This is a genomic window from Pseudomonas sp. ef1 (assembly GCF_007293365.2).
In the GTDB taxonomy this organism is placed as follows: Bacteria; Pseudomonadota; Gammaproteobacteria; order Pseudomonadales; family Pseudomonadaceae; genus Aquipseudomonas; species Aquipseudomonas siliginis.
The window spans coordinates 2,618,016-2,632,928 of record NZ_CM129815.1; the positions used below are offsets into that span (position 1 = coordinate 2,618,016).

The following is a 14,913-nucleotide window of genomic DNA, read 5'->3' on the forward strand; positions in this document are numbered from 1 at the left end:
TCTCGGCGCATGCCTCGACGCCTCAGAGCATCGAGTTGTGGGGGCAACTACTGTGTGGTCATCCTGGGAGACGGCTAGACTAGCCTGAAACTTCCAGGTGACATGGCTCGCTTGGGCCTTAGTGACATGGGCTCGAAGCTCAGGAAAGTAGTGCGACTCTCGCCAAATGAGGAGCCTACCCTGGATGGTGCTGGTGCTGGTGCTGGTGGTGCTTATTTAATCATCGGCCTTCATTATGTTGACATGCGCGGCGAAGATGGTATCCGGGCCCAAGCTCTGACCCAAGCTATGACGAAGATGGTGAGCAGCACGGCGAACTCGCTCATGAAGGAGACTACTAGCCCCGCTCGTAGGGGCACCAAGGCGTCGACGGGCGCTGCGTTCAAGCTGACCTAATCAATGTGGAAGGCTAGTGGCGTAACTGTCCAACAAGGGGCTGTAGCAAGCGTCGACCAAACTTTCACCCATCTAGGCGAAGCCCCAAGCTGCCCTTAGGCAAATAACTCTGAGTGCGCTGCACCTGAATGACCTTGCGTTGATAAGGGTGCTTCTGCACGACGATGAGTGTTGGTGGCCTTCGATATCTAACGTCTTTAAGGAGGCTATCGACTTCTAACTCTTAGAAAGGTGGTCTGCATTTTTGGCTTTGGATATCTAATAAGAAGCAACACACCCGCGCTCCTGTCGAGCACCGCCAGAACCAATTGAAGCTGCCTGAAGTGGACGTGTTCAAAAAAGTGGAATGACCAACTCGCTCACGGAGTGCCCCATCCTCTGAGCTCTTGCTCAAGAAAATCTGGCTCTATTTACCTACCCTTCGCGGGGTGCGATCAAGAGTGTCAGCGAAGGCGGTACACTAGGCCGCAGAGGGATGTGTTCTGCACGATTGGTAGAGCAGATGGTGGTGCTCAGGTTGGCTAAAGCTGCATCACAGCATACAGGCCTGTTGCTGTCCGGATTGCCGCGAACTCACGATACGTCGAAGTTGAATTCAACTCACGCGTAGTTCTGCACTTTGACCGTGTGCAACGTGATGTCGACCACGTCGCCATCGGCGCCGACTTGCGGCATTTCGATCCAGTCGCCGACCCGCAGCATGTCGTTGCTGGTCAGTTGCACGCTGGCAACGAACGACAGCAGCGTGTCCTTGTAGACCAACAGAATCACTGCCGACATCGCACCCAGACCGGACAATAGCAACAGCGGCGAGCGGTCGATCAGAGTGGCGACGATGATGATCGCGCCGAACACGTACAAAACCATTTTCGCCAGTTGCACGTAGCCTTTGATCGAGCGTGTACGCGCATGCTCGGTGCGCGCGTAGATGTCGAGCAGGGCGTTGAGCAGGGCGCTGACCGCCAGCAGCAGGAACAGAATGGTGAAGGCCAGCGCGACGTTGCCGAGGAAATTCATCGCGGTTTTGCTCAGCTCCGGCACCAGGTGCAGGCCGAACTGGATCACCAGCGACGGCGTCATCTGCGCCAGTCGTTGAAACACCTTGTTGTGGCGAAAATCGTTGATCCAGTGCAGCGCCGGTTGGCGGCCGAGCATGCGGCTGGCGTGCAGGATCAGGTAGCGCGCCACTCGTCCGAGCACCAGCGCGATGACCAGCAGCACCAGCAGCGCCAGTCCCGATTGCAGAAGTGGGTGCTCTTCGAGCGTGCCCCATAGGTCCTGGGCTTTGAGCCAGAGCTGTTTGATATCCATGAGCGAAACGTTTCTTCTGTAAGACGCGAGGGCAGATTAGAGCATTTAAGACGCTGTGTATTGCAGCGAGTGACAAATCGGGCAACAAAAAAACCACTGATTGTCGGCGTTTGCACAAAGAAACTCGGCCTGAGCGCTCGAAACCGGTAACCTATGCAGCTGTTTTTTTGCATATCTTCGAGGTAGCACCCGTGTTTTCCCAATTCGCCCTGCACGAACGCCTTCTCAAAGCCGTGGCCGAGCTGAAATTTGTCGAGCCAACGCCTGTGCAAGCCGCGGCCATCCCGCTGGCGCTCCAGGGGCGTGATCTGCGGGTGACGGCGCAAACCGGTAGCGGCAAAACCGCCGCTTTCGTCCTGCCGATCCTCAATCGCCTGATCGGCCCGGCGAAGATCCGCGTCAGCATCAAGACGCTGATTTTGCTGCCAACCCGTGAGCTGGCCCAGCAGACTTTGAAGGAAGTCGAACGCTTCTCGCAGTTCACCTTCATCAAGTCCGGCCTGATCACCGGCGGCGAAGACTTCAAGGTGCAGGCGGCAATGCTGCGCAAAGTGCCGGACATCCTCATCGGCACCCCGGGGCGGATGATCGAGCAGCTCAACGCCGGCAACCTCGACCTGAAAGAAGTCGAAGTGCTGGTGCTCGACGAAGCCGACCGCATGCTCGACATGGGTTTCGCTGAAGACGTGCAGCGTCTGGTCGATGAGTGCCCGAACCGTCAGCAGACCATGCTGTTCTCCGCCACCACCGGCGGTTCCGGCCTGCGCGAAATGATCGCCAAGGTCCTGAACAACCCTGAGCACCTGCAGCTCAACGCGGTCAGCCAGCTCAACTCGACGACTCGTCAGCAAATCATCACCGCCGACCACAATCAGCACAAAGAGCAGATTGTGAACTGGCTGCTGGCCAACGAGACCTACCAGAAGGCCATCGTCTTCACCAACACTCGCGCCATGGCCGACCGTATCTACGGCCGCCTCGTGGCTCAGGAATACAAGGCGTTCGTGCTGCACGGCGAGAAAGACCAGAAGGATCGCAAACTGGCGATCGATCGACTGAAACAGGGCGGCGTAAAGATCCTCGTCGCGACTGACGTTGCGGCCCGTGGTCTGGACGTCGACGGTCTGGATCTGGTGATCAACTTCGACATGCCACGCAGCGGCGACGAGTACGTGCACCGCATCGGTCGTACCGGCCGTGCCGGCAACGATGGCCTGGCGATCTCGCTGATCTGCCACGGCGACTGGAACCTGATGTCGAGCATCGAGCGCTACCTGAAGCAAAGCTTCGAGCGCCGCACGATCAAGGAAGTCAAAGGCACCTACGGCGGGCCGAAAAAGGTCAAGGCCTCGGGCAAAGCCGTCGGCGTGAAGAAGAAAAAGACCGACGCCAAGGGCGACAAGAAGAAAACCGCCGCCAAGACGCCGACCAAGCGCAAGAGCGTGAACCGGCCGAAGCCGAATTCTCTGGTGAGCAGCGACGGCATGGCCCCGCTCAAGCGTCGCAAGCCAGCAGAACCTGCGGCTGAGTAAGCTTTAGAGCGCGCATAAAAAAACCGGACAATGTCCGGTTTTTTTTCGTCCTCAACTGTCGGCTTTTTTCTCCGCCGATCCCAGTTCCTTCAAACGCTGATCGATCAACTGGCACTTGTCCGGCAGATCGGCGCTGGCCGTGCCCAGATCCATTTTCTGCAACTCGGCGTTAATCTCCTTGGCTTTTTCCGGATTCTGCTCGGTGAGCTTTGAGACTTCCTTGGCCAGTTGTTCGCGTTTGATCGTCGCCTCTTCCGGCGTGCAAGCCCAGACGGGCAGGGCGCAGGCGAGAGTGGCGGCGAGGGAGAGCTTGATCAGGATTTTCATGGGCAGGCCTCAGTTCCGGTTAAGGCGGGTTAACCGGTTGAGGGCTGAAGCGTGGCAAAAGTTCAGTAAGCTTCGCAGGAGGAATGCGGATCAAAAGTTCGCTTCAGCTATCGACGTGCCGATGCAGTGATCAAAGATATCGACAAGAGGTTGCTCAACTCCGTAGAAGGAGTGAATGCATGCGTCAATCCACCCTTGGCGATCCACCGAATGCCAATCGATCGAATAACCTGCGTTGTAAATGATGTATTCAAAGACAATACGCTGGGTTCGTCCGTTACCCTCTCTGAACGGGTGGGGCAACGTTGATATTTCCATACATTTCGGCCACTGAGTGGATGAGGTGATCACGTGAGTAGTCCTCGAACCAGCCTGCATTGGCCATTTTCGAAAACTCTTTTGCGACCTCGCGCTCAATGAATTCCGGGCTGCAAAAACGGGTGTTGCCCTTGCTGATTGCCAGCGTGCGGATTTCACCCGCCCAAGAATAGACTTTGTCGAACAAGGTGCGGTGAACGTCTTTCAACGTAGCAAGACTGTATGGGGGTGGAATGAATTCCAGTTTCGCAGCAGCTAATTCGTTGATATAGCGTTCCGCTTCGTCCAAATCCTCTGCGGTGCGCAAATCGAGCAGATTGATGAGTACGTCTGAGCCCGGATAGCAATCCGGGGCTTGGTCAGCACCGTATTTGTCATTACTCAAACTTTTACGTGCCGGACGGCTTTCAGGGCAGCCTCCCGAGTAGGGAGTTTGATTTCCCCATCGCAAGGTGAAGGAGCGAAGCCTTCCAGGCGCAAGCTGGCTGCGAAGTTGGCTCTGCGATGCTTGGCGAACCAGATTTTCTTGGTTTCTAAACTCAGCTTTTCCATCTTGCCCCCTCAATGTCAGGTGCGCCTATTGTAGCGGAGGAATGTCCGAAGGGCCCCGATGACTTAGCATCGCACATTCGCAGGTGCTGTAGAATCCGCTCGTCGGGCCTCTCTGGGTAGAAGTGCTCCGGACGAGTCCATGCACGGATTGCGCTCAAGATCGCTGCTCACCATGACAGCAACCCGACTTCGGCGCACCGTCATACCGATCATGATGTCGCACCCATTCCATGATCTCGTCTTCATTCCTGCCCTTGGGCGTCAGATCAAGGTAGTGGTAAGCGCCGACCAGCATGTCCAGACCGCGTGCGTACGTTGAATAGGTGTGAAAAATCTCGCCTTCGTCGTTGCGATAAAACACGCTCAGCCCCGGCATTTCTTCCTCGGCGCTTTCGGTTTTTTCGTAATTGTAGGTAGCCTTGCCCTCGGCGACATCTTCAGCCCGGGCGCAGACGCCGAAGTCGTAATTGAAATCGCAACCTTCTGACGAGACCCAGTCGAATTTCCAGCCCATGCGTTGTTTGAACGCCTGAAACTCGCGCAACGGCGCGTGGGAAACGGCGACCACCGCGACGTCGTGATGGGCCAGGTGCTGGTTGGCGCCATCAATGTGGTCACTGAGGAACGAGCAGCCCTGGCAGCCTTCTTCCCAGCCTTCAGCAAACATGAAGTGGTAGATGATCAACTGACTGTTGTTGCCAAACAAATCGTTGAGCTTCAGTTCGCCGTTCGGACCTTGGAAGTGATAGTCCTTGTCGACTTTCACCCACGGCAGGGCGCGGCGCTCGGCGCTGAGGCGATCGCGTTCTCGGGTGAAGGCTTTTTCGCGGGCCAGATGCTGCTGACGGGCGGCGAGCCATTCTTCGCGTGATACCACCGGATGGTTTGCAACGTTCATGACCATGTCTCCTGCGGGTTGAACCGGCTGTTTCAGACTAGTCGTTTAACCAGGGAGAGAATCGACAGACCGCCGGTCGGTCGCCGCGAAGATATGCGGCTGAACGGCTGCGCAGCGCTTCGGTCACAATCTTTGAAAGCGGCACAAATTACCCGCACCGGAGGTTGGATCAGGATGACGACTTATAACTGGGATTTGATTGAACGTTTGCTGCATGAAGTGCAGAACAGCGCTGGACAGAGCTTCGCTCCCCGCGCTTATGCCGAAGACTATGCGGCCGAGAAAGCCAGCGCCGGCGAGCCGATCGAGAATCTCGACCATTTGAAAACGCTGGCCTGTGAGTATGAAAGTCTGCTGCTTGACCGTGGTTATATCGAGCCGCGTCCGGATCATGAAGGCAGTACCGGCAACAATTTCATTCTGACGCAGCGCGGTTCCAGCCTGCTGAGCCTGATCGACAGCAGCATCCCCGGAAACGACCACCCGCGTCAGGTGCTGGATGAGCAGGAGGATGCGCTGGATGAGGTGACGTTTGATGAAGTCGCTTCAAAGGCTCAAATCGCCTGAGCCAGCGAAATCCCCCTGTGGGAGCGAGCCTGCTCGCGAAAACGGTCTGTCAGTGACATTTGATCTGTCTGATCTTCCGCTTTCGCGAGCAGGCTCGCTCCCACATTGGATTCCAGTGATTTCAAGGTTTCTGCGCGGCCTTCAGGCACTTGAGGTCATTGAAGTCTTTGCGCACGCTCTCGATTTTCTTCAACAACCGCTCACGCTGTTGCGGTGTGCTCTGCGCCATCAGATCGACAAACAGCGAGCGTGCCTGAACTTCGGTGTTGGCGTAGGCCTTGCGGTAATCTGCTGTCCATAAGCGCTCGCGGTTGACCAGAAGCGTCTCGATGCGTTGTGGGAATTCGGGGCTTTGGCGTTGCGCAACGGCGGCACTGAACTGTTGCTGCCAGTGCGCGCGGTTGGCGATCCATTGAGTGTTCTGGTCGCCCAAGGCATTGGTCCAGGCAACGACGCGTTGTTTCTGTGAATCACTGAGCGGTCCTAGCCAATCGTTCAGGCGTTTTTCCATGCGCTCGCCGCGTTCCTTGATCTGTTGGGCCAACGGCGGTTTCACATATTCCTGCTGACGTTTGCGCAAATCCTTGGCAAACGCGTCGTTCATTTCTGCGACCTGTTTATCGTCCAGGCCTTGCAGCAACTCAATGGCCGAAGGGGTGATTTCCCGGGCGGTTTCGGCAATGGCCTGCTTGGCTTCGGCGGTGCGCTCCTGCAGGGCGGCGTCGCTGACCTGATTGCTTTCGACCATGGCCTGCAATCGGTCCAGCCAGTCGAGGTAACCCGGGAGCTGCGTGGTGCAGTGCCAGGTCAGGTGTTCTCTGAGCCGGTCGTTGAACCAGTCTTTCTGCTCGCCGTTCATGTCCACGTAGTCACTCAGCGACCATGGAATAATCACGTCGAGGTTGCGGTAGGCAAGGCCCACGCGGCTGCAAGCGCCGAGGGCGAGGGTGAAGATCAGCAGGGCGGCAATCTGTTTGAACCAGCGAGACATGGGCAAATCCTTGCGAGAGCCTGGCGTCGGAAATCTGATTCTTATGTGATGCAGGATGCGCGCGGCAGTTCAGCCGATCAATAGAACGTGCGTACAGCCTTGAGGGTGACGAGGCCGTCGCACTCGCTGTTGTGCCCGGAATAGGCCGAGCAATCGCTGCCACTGAGGCTGGAATTGCTGTAGATCAGATCGAGATCGACGCCCATGAATGGTCGCGACAGTTTCACCGACCAATCGGTGAAACTGCTGACATAACCACCGTCCACCGCCACCGGTGTGTTCAGTTGATGGGTGGTGTATTTCATGCTCACGCCGATGCCGAACGGCTGATTGCCGCTGAGGTCGGCAAACAAGGTGTTGTTCTGTTTATCCGGGTCGTTGCTCAATGCGATGCCGAAGCGACTGCCGAGCAGAGTCAGGCCACCAAACAGCTCCTGGCTGTCGAGGGTGTCCACGCGGGGATAGCTGTAATGGATCATCCCGACTTCATAGCCGAGCACCTGATCGAAAGGTTGCTTGAAGCCGACGTAGGAATCGATCTCGAGGTTCTTGCCCGGGCTGATGCCCATGCTCGGCGCGTACTGGCCGAAATACACGCCGCTGTCGTGGCTCAGGTCGAGGCCGCCGTGAAACGAGCCGACCGCCGCCGGCTTGACCAGGCCCTGGGCCATGCTGCGGCTGGGCGTGGTGCCGAGCTTGAGATCGAAGTCGCCAAGTTCACCCTGAAAAACCTGCGCGTGCGCGGTCGCGCCTGACAGCAGGCTGACGAACAATAAACAGGGAAATGGGCGCATGCGTCACTCCATGAACCGCGAGCGCAGGGCGAAGGCCTGCTGAAACGCTTGATCTAGACGCGTGCAAGGATACCGGCGAATGCCCGGCATTGATGGCCGTTCGTCGATTTTTGAGGATTTATGTTTAAAGCGAGGGGGATTGCGCGGTGCCAGTCCAAGCGCTTCGAAGCTCAAAGCGCCTCTGGACGGGGTAAAACCGGTGTTACTTCTTGCCCAGGCTGATCTGCTTGGACGGGCCGAATGTCTGGCCACTGACGCCTTTGGCAATTTGCTGGATCTCGCCGCCGGACTTGAGGAATGCTGCGATCTGATCGTTGATCGATTCGCTGGTTTCAACGGCTGGAGCTGGCTTTGCTTTGCTGGTGGATGCTTTTACACGCATGGCGGCCATTAACCTTTAGAAAAGTAACTCGGCCAGGCATCGTACAGGAATAACTTGACAATAGCTTGGTAAATATCCCCCGGAATAACCAACCGCAGCGCTGCAATATTGCCGGTTCGACACTATTAATGTTTCGCTAACTCCCTGTTTTAAATAAGAACATCGCATCAGTGTGAGGCGATTGCGCACAGCCGCAAGCCGCCCGGCCGGACTGACGAGCGGCACCTCACCCGGCGGTGATCAAGCAAAATCAACAGGTTGATGCAGATTTTCCGCTGCGTGGATCTGTCGCCCGACGTCTGCGGCAAAAACGGGTAGAATGCCGCCCACGTATTGAGGGTTTCGGAAATGGCTTTAGTCGGGCGTTACAACAGTTTGCAAGTGGTTAAACACACTAACTTCGGTTTATATCTGGACGGCGGTGCCGATGGCGAAATTCTTTTGCCCAACCGTTATATCCCCAAAGATATTCCCAGCGAAGATGAAGACTGGCTCAACGTATTCATCTATCTGGACAGCGAAGACAAACTTCTCGCCACTACGGAAAAACCCAAAGTTCAGGTCGGCGAATTTGCCAGCCTGAAAGTGGTTGAAGTCAACAGCATCGGCGTGTTCCTCGACTGGGGGCTGCCGAAAGATCTGTTGCTGCCGTACTCGGAAGAAAAGCGCCAGATGACTGCTGGCGAATACTGCGTGGTGCACGTCTACCTCGACAAACACACGCGCCGCATCACCGCCACCGCGCGCCTCGATCGTTACCTGGACAAGACCCCGGCCACCTACAGCCCGGGCCAGGAAGTTGATCTGCTGGTTGCCGAAGCCACCGACATGGGCTTCAAGGCGATCATCAACAACAAGCACTGGGGCCTGATCCACAAGAACGAGATCTTCAAGTTCATGCGTTCGGGCATGCGCGAGAAAGGCTTCATCAAGGAAGTGCGCGCCGACGGCAAGATCAGCCTGAGCCTGCAACCGGTCGGCCAGGAAGCGGCGAGCAGCCTGAGTTCGAAGATCCTCGGCAAGTTGCGCGAAAACGACGGCACCCTGGCGGTCAGTGACAAGAGTGATCCGGCGTTGATCAGCAGCCTGTTCGGCGTCAGCAAGGGCAACTTCAAGAAAGCCATCGGCTCGCTGTACAAGGAAGGCAAGATCGTCATCCACGCCGATCGCATTGAACTAACCTGACTCACCGCAGGCCCATGGTAGGAGCTGCCGAAGGCTGCGATCTTTTGATCTTGATCTTGAAAATCGGCGGCTCCCACATCTAAAGGGGTGAGCCAATGAAAAAGGCGCTGATCGCATACGTCTCGACGCTACTGACGTTTCTGCTGCTCGACGGGATCTGGCTCGGGCTGCTGATGGCGCCGACCTATCGCGAACTGCTCGGTTCGCTGATGCTGGATAAACCGCTGCTGTTGCCCGCAGCGGTTTTTTATTGCCTGTACGTCATTGGCTGCGTGGTATTCGTGGTCTTGCCGGCGCTGAGCTGGCAGCGAGCGGCGAAGCTGGGTGCGCTGTTGGGGCTGGTGGCGTACGGCACTTATGACCTGACCAATTGGGCAACCTTGCGCGACTGGTCGGTGCAGGTGAGTTTGATGGACTGGGCGTGGGGGACAGTGGCGACGGCGGTTGCTTGCATGGTGGGTTATTTGATGGCGAAGCGATTCACGTGAGCTGATTCGGCAGTTGTGTTGGCAATGCTGGCCTCTTCGCGAGCAGGCTCGCTCCCACGTGTTCACCGAACCCTCTGTGGGAGCGAGCCTGCTCGCGAATGACGTCGCAGCCGGCAACCATTCAGCGCTGACGCCACTGACCAACTTAATGTCTTTTCCAGACGGCTTTTTCCGCGCGACTGATTGATAATCCCCGACACTGTTTCCTGACCAATGGATGGCCTGCCATGTTGTGTGTGTTCGAGGTGTTGCGGTGAGTGCCGAGCGGCGCAATGCCGACGGTTTTGCCCTGCAAGTGATGATCGGCCTGTGCCTGATCTGGGGTGTGCAGCAAGTCCTGATCAAATGGGCGGCGACTGACATCGCGCCGGTGATGCAAGCGGCGGGGCGCTCGGGAATTTCTGCGTTGCTGGTCGGTTTGCTGATCTGCTGGAAGGGCGGTTGGGATCAGGTCGGCAGCACCTGGCGCGGCGGTTTGCTGGCCGGTGCGCTGTTTGGTCTGGAATTCCTGTTCATCGCCGAAGGCCTGCAATTGACCACCGCCGCGCACATGTCGGTGTTCTTGTATACCGCGCCGATCTTCACCGCACTCGGCGTGCATTTCCTGCTGGCCAGCGAGCGGTTGCGCCCGTTGCAATGGCTGGGGATTCTGCTGGCGTTCATCGGCATCGCGATTGCCTTCGCCGGCGGTGTGTCGTGGGACAACCTTGATCGGCGCATGCTGCTGGGCGATGCCTTCGGCGTATTGGCCGGCGCTTGTTGGGGCGCGACCACCGTGGTGGTGCGGGCCTCGCGACTGTCGGAAGCGCCGGTGACATTGACCCTGTTTTATCAGTTGCTGGTCGGTTTCATCGGCCTGCTGTTGATCGCGCTGTTCAGCGGCCAGATCACCCACGTCAGCCTGACCACCGTGGCGGTGGCCAGTGTGCTGTTCCAGGGCCTGGTGGTGTCGTTCTTCAGCTACCTGGTGTGGTTCTGGCTGCTGCGCCGTTATCTGGCGGCCAACCTTGCGGTGTTTTCGTTCATGACGCCGTTGTTCGGCGTGACCTTCGGCGTGCTGCTGCTCGGCGAACAGTTGAGCCTGAACTTCGTCATCGGCGCCGTGCTGGTGCTGCTCGGCATCACCTTCGTCAGCGCCGAGCAGTGGCTGCGTCGGCGTTTGCGCAAGGCGCTGGGCCAGTAGCCTTGGCCTGCATCGCCAGCGCGCCGGCCAGCAACAGGCCGGCGCCGGCGATCAGCAGCGCCGGCTGCAAACCGCCGCTGAAATGGCTGCTCAGCGCCGCCAGCAGCGGGCCGCTGAGCTGGCCGACAGCGAAGCACGCCGTGAGCATCCCGGCGTTGCGTTGAGTGGCGTGGGGCGCCAGCTCTCGCGAACGCTGCATGACCAGTTGCATGCACGCCAGAAACGGCGTGCCGCAAAGGATCACCCCCAACGCCAGGCCGACGCCGCTGCCCAGCAGACAGGCGAACACTCCGGCCGCTTGCAGCCACAACGTCGCCATCAGCCAGTGCCGCGTGGTCTCGGGATCATGTCGACGCAAGCTCACCAGCCACACACCGATCGCCGCGCCGAGGCCAAAGCACGGCCAGAACAGATCCGCCTGCCACTGGCCGTGAAACTGCGCGTTGGCCATCTGTGACAGGAACGTTGCCGGAATGATGTAGCCGATGCCGTACAGCGCATATATCAGCGCCAGCCGGGCAATGCCGCGATTCGCTGGGTTCACATGGGTTGTTGCTGGCCTCGCTACCACCGTGGGCTGCGGTAACAACCGCCAGACGCCGAGCATCATCAGCAGCGCAGCTGCCGCGTAAATCAGCCACAGGGTTGCCGATGTCTGCTGCAATCGATGTGAGACCAGCGCCAGCAAGCCTGTGAGAAAAATCCCCAGACCCGGTCCGGCAAAGACCAGGGCACCCCAACGCGGGCGACCCGCTGCCGCCGCCAGCGGCTGGCTGAGCGAAGTAATCATCACCAGCACCCAGGCACTCGCTACCCCGGTGCCAAAGCGCAACAGCAGGTGCGACCAGAAACCGTTGGCCCAGAACGACGCCAGTGTCAGCAGCACGCACAGCCACAGCCCGCCATGCAGCCGTCGCTGCACCTGCTGCGGCCGCTGCGCGAACATCGCATCCACAGCACCAAGCAGATAGCCGAGGTAGTTGGCCGCCGCGATCAGCCCGGCGGCGGTGAGGTCGATCTGCCCTTCGCTGAGCAGGTGCGGCATCTGTGGCGTCAGGGCGAAACGGCCAATGCCCATGGCCATCATCAGGGCAACGAAACAGGCGGATAAACGTATCAGCGGCGACATGGTCGGGCTTCCTTCAGCGGAGCGATGACCGTCAGGCTAGGATCGATTGACTTTCTTTAAAATTGAATAATAGTGAGTAACTTGTTCTGTTCAGGAGAAGATTGTGGAATTCAGCCAACTGCGGATATTCCAGGCGGTCGCCGAGGAAGGCTCGATCACCCGCGCCGCCGAGCGCCTGCATCGTGTGCCGTCGAATCTGTCGACGCGCCTGAAACAGCTCGAGGAGCAACTGGGTGTCGAATTGTTCGTGCGCGAACGGCAGCGTTTGCAGTTGTCGCCGGCGGGCAAGGTGCTGCTCGACTACACCGGCAAACTCTTCGCTCTGCGCGATCAGGCCAGTGCGGCGGTGATGGGCGGGCAACCGGCCGGGGATTTCGTGCTGGGCACCATGTACAGCACGGCGGCGATTCATCTGCCGGCGTTGCTGGCGCGATATCACAAGCAATACCCGACAGTGAATTTGCAGGTGCAATCGGCGCCGACCGGCGAACTGCTCGAAGGTTTGCTCACCGGCCGCCTCGACGCGGCATTGGTCGACGGACCGCTGCAACTGGCCGGGCTCGATGGCGTGCCGCTGTGCGAGGAACGCCTTGTGCTGATCACCGAAATCGACCATCCACCGGTGCACAGCGCGCGGGATGTCGAGGGACGCTCGGTATTCACCTTCCGTCAGGGCTGTTCATATCGCATGCGTCTGGAAGCGTGGTTCTCTCATTACCACGCGGCGATGGGCCGGCCGATGGAGATCGAGTCTTATCAGGGCATGCTCGCCTGTGTGATTGCCGGCAGTGGTGTGGCGTTGATGGCCGAGTCGATGCTCGCCAGCCTGCCGGGTCGCGAAAGCGTCGCGGTGCATCCGTTGGCCGAGCCGTTCGCGGGTGCGACAACGTGGCTCATGTGGCGCAAGGGTATGGCCGGGGCCAACCTGAATGCCTGGATTGACGTGCAGCAAGCGGTCTATCCCGTGGCTTTGCATGAAGTGCGGGAAACCGCGTGAACCAATCGCAACAGATTCTGTTCAATTCAGTAACAGATCATTGCGGATTTGGCCGAGCATTGCGTAGGACTTCGGACTATTATCAGTGCGAAGCGGCCTCAGAATTCCGGCCGCTCAGCACCACCCTGAAGGGGGCATGACGATGAAAGAGAAAATCCAGAACTGGCTGCACGATTTGGGAGTTGCCCTCGGTTTGATCGAACCGCCTCTGCAACCGGTACCGATTCGCACGGACGACGAACAGCGTCGGCGCCAGCCACGTCGCCGTTAATACCTCCGATCAGAGATTTCAAGATCGCAGCCGTCGGCAGTTTCTACAAATGGTAGGAGCTGCCGAAGGCTGCGATCTTTTGCTTTTCGCCAAGCGAAAAAAACGGGTGTGGTCACCGACGCCACACCCGCTGAAGAAAACATCACCTCGTTACTGTCGATTCACACCGCAGTGGCCACGGTCGCCGGGCGCGGCGAGAACAGGCTGACCAGTACGAAGCTCACCAGGCTGACACCCAGGCTGTAATAGATCGGCGTGTTCGCGTCCATGCCGTCCTTGACCATGAACACCAGCGCAGTGACAAAGCCCAGCGTCATGGCGCTGATCGCCCCGGCAGTAGTCGCACGCTTCCAGAAAATCGCGCCCATCAGCGGAATCAGCATGCCACCGACCAAGAGGTTGTAAGCCAAGGTCAACGCGCTGATCACGTCATTGACGACCAGAGCAATGCCCAACACCGCGATCCCCGTCAGCAGAGTAAACAGACGGCTGACCGCGACATTGGACTGTTTGCCACCGCGCAGTTTCGGCAGCAGGTCTTCGGTCAGGGTGGTGGACGCGGCGAGCAGGCCGGCGCTGGCGGTGGACATCATCGCCGCCAGTGCGGCAGCGATCACCAGGCCACGGATGCCGTCGGGCAGCGAGACTTTGACGATGGCGGCGAACGCGTTGTTGACGTTGTCCAGATCCGGAATCAGCACATGCGCAGCCATGCCGATCAAGGCGCAGACCAGACCGTAAATGATGCAGTAGATCCCGGCCGAGGTGCCTGCGTACTTGGCGACCTTTTCGCTTTTGGCGGTGAACACCCGCTGCCAGATGTCCTGGCCGATCAGGATGCCGAAGAAGTAGATCATGAAGTAGGTAATGATCGTGTCCCAGCCGATGCTGGTGAAGTTGAAGCTGGCCGCCGGCAGTTGCGCGACCAGTTGATCCCAGCCGCCTACGCGGTACAGGCAGATCGGCAGCAGCAGGAACATCAGGCCCACCGTCTGGATGCCGAACTGGACGATGTCCGTCAGGGTCAGCGACCACATGCCGCCGATCGTTGAATAAGTCACCACGATACCGCCGCCCAGCAGTACGGAAATCCAGAAGGGCAGACCGAACAACACTTGCAGCACGGTGCCGATCGCCAGAATCGAGGTCACGCCGATCATCAGCGCGTAAGCGAGCATGATCGTCGCACTGGCGGTGCGCGCCATCGGGTTGTAGCGCTTCTCCAGGACCTGGGTGACGGTGAATACCTTGAGTTTCAGTAAGGGTTTGGCGAGGAACAGGTTCAGCGCGACGATGCCGCAGCCCAGTGCCGCGCACAGCCAGAAACCGGAAATGCCATGCACGTAGCCCAGACGGACCGTGCCGACGGTGGACGCGCCGCCGAGTACGGTTGCTGCCATGGTGCCCATGTACAGCGACGGCCCCAGATTGCGCCCGGCAACCAGATAGTCTTCGTGGGTCTTGGCCTTGCGCATGCCGTAGTAGCCGAGAATCAGCATCGCAGCGGCATAAATGAGTACGACGAATAAATCCAAAGCCATGATGGCGTGTCTCCGATTGTCTTTTTTATGGTCAAGCAAATGGGGTCTGCA

Annotated in this window: 16 protein-coding genes and 1 pseudogene; 7 read left to right on the top strand and 10 right to left on the bottom strand. The window is 58.5% G+C overall.

Translation table 11 applies throughout. The features are described from left to right. Positions 1–1,002: 1,002 nt before the first annotated feature. Positions 1,003–1,707, bottom strand: a pseudogene (locus FEE99_RS11940) (mechanosensitive ion channel family protein); the annotation flags it as partial. A 191-nt stretch (positions 1,708–1,898) separates the two neighbouring features. Here FEE99_RS11940 and FEE99_RS11945 point away from each other — a divergent pair. Beyond that, a complete protein-coding gene (locus tag FEE99_RS11945; protein ID WP_041478955.1) occupies positions 1,899–3,239 on the top strand; it encodes a DEAD/DEAH box helicase in 1,341 nt (446 codons plus the stop codon). A gap of 51 nt (positions 3,240–3,290) precedes the next feature. Here FEE99_RS11945 and FEE99_RS11950 read toward each other — a convergent pair whose 3' ends face one another. The 4 genes from FEE99_RS11950 to FEE99_RS11965 form a co-directional block, all read right to left on the bottom strand. Continuing rightward, positions 3,291–3,566: a hypothetical protein gene (locus FEE99_RS11950; RefSeq protein WP_041478956.1), complete on the bottom strand. Its 276-nt coding sequence runs from the start codon at positions 3,564–3,566 to the stop codon at positions 3,291–3,293. A gap of 277 nt (positions 3,567–3,843) precedes the next feature. Continuing rightward, entirely contained in the window at positions 3,844–4,269 is a 426-nt protein-coding gene (locus FEE99_RS11955; protein WP_305965249.1) for a Fic/DOC family protein, read from the bottom strand. After that, positions 4,266–4,436: a YhfG family protein gene (locus tag FEE99_RS11960; protein ID WP_143979047.1), complete on the bottom strand. Its 171-nt coding sequence runs from the start codon at positions 4,434–4,436 to the stop codon at positions 4,266–4,268. The genes FEE99_RS11955 and FEE99_RS11960 overlap by 4 nt, the downstream gene beginning before the upstream one ends. 154 nt (positions 4,437–4,590) lie before the next feature. Further along, positions 4,591–5,334 (bottom strand): DUF899 domain-containing protein, encoded by a 744-nt coding sequence (locus FEE99_RS11965; protein WP_041478957.1) that lies wholly within the window; start codon positions 5,332–5,334, stop codon positions 4,591–4,593. 174 nt (positions 5,335–5,508) lie between these two features. On the opposite strand from FEE99_RS11965, the gene FEE99_RS11970 reads away from it, so the two are divergent. After that, positions 5,509–5,901: a hypothetical protein gene (locus FEE99_RS11970; protein ID WP_041478958.1), complete on the top strand. Its 393-nt coding sequence runs from the start codon at positions 5,509–5,511 to the stop codon at positions 5,899–5,901. Positions 5,902–6,022: 121 nt separating this feature from the next. Here FEE99_RS11970 and FEE99_RS11975 read toward each other — a convergent pair whose 3' ends face one another. From FEE99_RS11975 to FEE99_RS11985, 3 genes are all read right to left on the bottom strand, one after another. Further along, a complete protein-coding gene (locus FEE99_RS11975; RefSeq protein WP_041478959.1) occupies positions 6,023–6,892 on the bottom strand; it encodes a DUF6279 family lipoprotein in 870 nt (289 codons plus the stop codon). Positions 6,893–6,969: 77 nt separating this feature from the next. Further along, positions 6,970–7,686, bottom strand: coding sequence for a TorF family putative porin (locus FEE99_RS11980; RefSeq protein WP_041478960.1), 717 nt, complete (start codon positions 7,684–7,686; stop codon positions 6,970–6,972). 202 nt (positions 7,687–7,888) lie between these two features. Beyond that, positions 7,889–8,077 (bottom strand): hypothetical protein, encoded by a 189-nt coding sequence (locus tag FEE99_RS11985; RefSeq protein WP_016985943.1) that lies wholly within the window; start codon positions 8,075–8,077, stop codon positions 7,889–7,891. A 339-nt stretch (positions 8,078–8,416) separates the two neighbouring features. Between FEE99_RS11985 and FEE99_RS11990 the strand changes: the two genes are divergently transcribed. The 3 genes from FEE99_RS11990 to FEE99_RS12000 all read left to right on the top strand — a co-directional run bounded on the left by FEE99_RS11990 (position 8,417) and on the right by FEE99_RS12000 (position 10,924). Next, positions 8,417–9,253, top strand: coding sequence for a CvfB family protein (locus tag FEE99_RS11990; RefSeq protein WP_016771157.1), 837 nt, complete (start codon positions 8,417–8,419; stop codon positions 9,251–9,253). 95 nt (positions 9,254–9,348) lie between these two features. After that, a complete protein-coding gene (locus tag FEE99_RS11995) occupies positions 9,349–9,741 on the top strand; it encodes a DUF2177 family protein (RefSeq protein WP_041478961.1) in 393 nt (130 codons plus the stop codon). Between the two features lie 253 nt (positions 9,742–9,994). After that, positions 9,995–10,924 (top strand): DMT family transporter, encoded by a 930-nt coding sequence (locus FEE99_RS12000; protein ID WP_041478962.1) that lies wholly within the window; start codon positions 9,995–9,997, stop codon positions 10,922–10,924. On the opposite strand, the gene FEE99_RS12005 is transcribed toward FEE99_RS12000, so the two are convergent. After that, on the bottom strand, positions 10,872–12,053 hold the full coding sequence (locus FEE99_RS12005; protein ID WP_041478963.1) for an MFS transporter: 1,182 nt from the start codon (positions 12,051–12,053) through the stop codon (positions 10,872–10,874). The genes FEE99_RS12000 and FEE99_RS12005 overlap by 53 nt on opposite strands. 103 nt (positions 12,054–12,156) lie before the next feature. Between FEE99_RS12005 and ptrR the strand changes: the two genes are divergently transcribed. Both ptrR and FEE99_RS12015 read left to right on the top strand, forming a co-directional pair. After that, positions 12,157–13,050 carry a putrescine utilization regulator PtrR gene (gene ptrR / locus FEE99_RS12010; protein WP_041478964.1) on the top strand — a complete coding sequence of 298 codons (894 nt, stop codon included), beginning with the start codon at positions 12,157–12,159 and terminating at the stop codon, positions 13,048–13,050. A gap of 142 nt (positions 13,051–13,192) precedes the next feature. Next, on the top strand, positions 13,193–13,321 hold the full coding sequence (locus FEE99_RS12015; protein ID WP_003184145.1) for a PA1414 family protein: 129 nt from the start codon (positions 13,193–13,195) through the stop codon (positions 13,319–13,321). A gap of 161 nt (positions 13,322–13,482) precedes the next feature. On the opposite strand, the gene FEE99_RS12020 is transcribed toward FEE99_RS12015, so the two are convergent. Beyond that, positions 13,483–14,862, bottom strand: a complete 1,380-nt coding sequence (locus FEE99_RS12020; RefSeq protein ID WP_041478965.1) for a sodium:solute symporter — start codon at positions 14,860–14,862, stop codon at positions 13,483–13,485. Positions 14,863–14,913 lie beyond the last annotated feature (51 nt).

Coding starts and splice junctions, on each gene's coding strand:
- FEE99_RS11965 (WP_041478957.1), bottom strand. CDS start 5,334: ATGAACGTTGCAAACCATCCGGTGGTATCACGCGAAGAATGGCTCGCC.
- FEE99_RS11970 (WP_041478958.1), top strand. CDS start 5,509: ATGACGACTTATAACTGGGATTTGATTGAACGTTTGCTGCATGAAGTG.
- FEE99_RS11980 (WP_041478960.1), bottom strand. CDS start 7,686: ATGCGCCCATTTCCCTGTTTATTGTTCGTCAGCCTGCTGTCAGGCGCG.
- FEE99_RS12005 (WP_041478963.1), bottom strand. CDS start 12,053: ATGTCGCCGCTGATACGTTTATCCGCCTGTTTCGTTGCCCTGATGATG.
- FEE99_RS12020 (WP_041478965.1), bottom strand. CDS start 14,862: ATGGCTTTGGATTTATTCGTCGTACTCATTTATGCCGCTGCGATGCTG.
- FEE99_RS11990 (WP_016771157.1), top strand. CDS start 8,417: ATGGCTTTAGTCGGGCGTTACAACAGTTTGCAAGTGGTTAAACACACT.
- FEE99_RS11950 (WP_041478956.1), bottom strand. CDS start 3,566: ATGAAAATCCTGATCAAGCTCTCCCTCGCCGCCACTCTCGCCTGCGCC.
- FEE99_RS11995 (WP_041478961.1), top strand. CDS start 9,349: ATGAAAAAGGCGCTGATCGCATACGTCTCGACGCTACTGACGTTTCTG.
- FEE99_RS12015 (WP_003184145.1), top strand. CDS start 13,193: ATGAAAGAGAAAATCCAGAACTGGCTGCACGATTTGGGAGTTGCCCTC.
- FEE99_RS11975 (WP_041478959.1), bottom strand. CDS start 6,892: ATGTCTCGCTGGTTCAAACAGATTGCCGCCCTGCTGATCTTCACCCTC.
- FEE99_RS11960 (WP_143979047.1), bottom strand. CDS start 4,436: ATGGAAAAGCTGAGTTTAGAAACCAAGAAAATCTGGTTCGCCAAGCAT.
- FEE99_RS11985 (WP_016985943.1), bottom strand. CDS start 8,077: ATGGCCGCCATGCGTGTAAAAGCATCCACCAGCAAAGCAAAGCCAGCT.